The sequence below is a fragment of the Sphingomonas sp. genome (genome assembly GCF_035910975.1).
GTDB lineage: Bacteria > Pseudomonadota > Alphaproteobacteria > Sphingomonadales > Sphingomonadaceae > Sphingomonas.
Map to the genome: position 1 here is coordinate 1 of NZ_JAMHWM010000056.1, position 2,339 is coordinate 2,339.

The window sequence follows — 2,339 nt, forward strand, 5'->3', positions numbered from 1 at the left end:
TTCCGCCAAGCCGCGCTCGCCTACCACCGCCATGCGCCGCGGGGGAAGATCAAGGTGGTGGCGACCAAGCCGATGCTGACGCAGCGGGACCTGGCGCTGGCGTACTCGCCCGGGGTGGCGTACGCGTGCGAGGAGATCGCGGCGGACCCTGCGAAGGCGAGCGACTACACGGCGCGGGGCAACCTGGTGGCGGTGATCAGCAACGGGACGGCGGTGCTGGGTCTGGGGGACATCGGCCCGCTGGCGGGCAAGCCGGTGATGGAAGGCAAGGGGGTGCTGTTCCAGAAATTCGCCGGGATCGACGTGTTCGACATCGAGATCGACGAGAAGGACCCGGACAAGCTGGTCGACATCATCGCGAGCCTGGAGCCGACGTTCGGCGGGATCAACCTGGAGGACATCAAGGCGCCGGAGTGCTTCATCGTGGAGCGCAAGCTGCGCGAGCGGCTGAACATCCCGGTGTTCCACGACGACCAGCACGGGACGGCGATCATCGTGGGCGCGGCGGTGGTGAACGCGCTGGAGATCGCGGGGAAGAAGATCGGGGAGGTGAAGCTGGCGACGACGGGGGCCGGTGCGGCGGGGATCGCGTGCCTGGACATGCTGGTGGCGCTGGGGCTGAAGCCGGAGCACATCACCGCGTTCGACCGGGGCGGGGTGATCCACGCCGGCCGGACGGACCTGGACGAGGCCAAGCGCCGGTATGCGCGGCAGACGGACCAGCGCACGCTGGAGGAGATCGTGGCGGGGGCGGACGTGTTCCTGGGGCTGTCGGCGGGGGGCATCCTGACGCCTGCGATGGTGGCGACGATGGCGGCGACGCCGATCATCCTGGCGCTGGCCAACCCGTACCCGGAGATCCTGCCGGAGGAGGCGCGGGCAGTGCGTCCGGACGCGATCATCGCGACGGGCCGGTCGGACTACCCGAACCAGGTGAACAACGCGCTGTGCTTCCCGTACATCTTCCGGGGGGCGCTGGACGTGGGGGCGCGGGGGATCGACGAGGCGATGAAGCTGGCGTGCGTGCGTGCGATCGCGGCGCTGGCCAAGAGCGAGGCGAGCGACCTGGGGGCGGCGTACGGGGAGGAGATCCCGAGCTTCGGCCCGGACTACATCATCCCGCGGCCGTTCGACCCGCGGCTGCTGACGCAGCTGGCGCCGTGCGTGGCGCAGGCGGCGATGGACTCGGGGATCGCGACGCGGCCGATCGAGGACCTGCGGGCGTACCGGGAGAAGCTGGGCCAGTTCATCTACCGGACGGGACTGGTGATGAAGCCGGTGTACGACCGTGCGCGGTCGGACCGGCAGCGGGTGGTGTACGCGGAAGGGGAGGAGGAGACGGTGCTGCGGGCGGTGCAGACGGTGGTCGACGAGGGGCTGGCGACGCCGATCCTGGTGGGCCGTCCGGAGGTGATCGCGCGGCGGATCGAGCGGCTGGGGCTGCGCCTGCGCGAGGGGGTGGACTTCGAGGTGACCAACGTCAACGACGACCCGCGCTTCAACGACTACTGGCGGCACTACCACGCGCTGACGGAGCGGCGGGGGGTGACGCCGGACGCGGCGAAGGCGCTGCTGCGCTCGCGGACGACGCTGATCGCGGCGATCATGGTCGACCGCGGGGAGGCGGACGCGATGATCACGGGGCTGGTGGGCCGGTACCACAAGAAGCTGGGGTACCTGCGCAGCGTGTTCGGGCTGGATCCCGGGGTGCAGAGCACCTCGGCGATGACGGGGGTGGTGAACGACCGGGGGCTGTGGTTCTTCGTGGACACGCACGTGCAGCCGGACCCGACGCCGGAGCAGATCGCCGAGAGCACGATCCAGGCGGCGTACCGGCTGAAGCTGTTCGGGATCGAGCCGAAGGTGGCGCTGATGTCGCACTCGAACTTCGGCAGCCACGACGACCCGAGCGCGCGCAAGATGCGGCAGGTGCGGGAGATCCTGTCGAAGCGTGCGCCGAAGCTGGAGTTCGACGGGGAGATGCAGGGGGACACGGCGTGGGACGAGGGGCTGCGTCGGCGGATCTTCCCGAACACGACGCTGGAGGGGCGGGCGAACCTGTTCGTGATGCCGAACCTGGACGCGGCGAACATCACCTACAACATGGTGCGGGTGATGACGGACGGTGTGGCGCTGGGCCCGATCCTGATGGGGGTGAACAAGCCGGCGCACGTGCTGACGCAGACGTCGACGCCGCGTCGGGTGGTGAACATGACGGCGATCGCGGCGGTGGAGGCGCAGATCCGGCGGCAGCGCGAGCAGCAGGAGCGGGACCACCGGCAGCAGGAGGCGCGGCGCTACCAGCACCACCTGGCCGGCGCGGCACCGGCGAAGAAGCG

Annotated in this window: 1 protein-coding gene; it reads left to right on the forward strand. The window is 70.3% G+C overall.

Features of this window, described 5'->3' with window-relative positions:
* A partial coding sequence (locus tag VYI76_RS16740; protein ID WP_443018985.1) for an NADP-dependent malic enzyme occupies positions 1 to 2,339 on the forward strand: 2,339 nt, incomplete at both ends.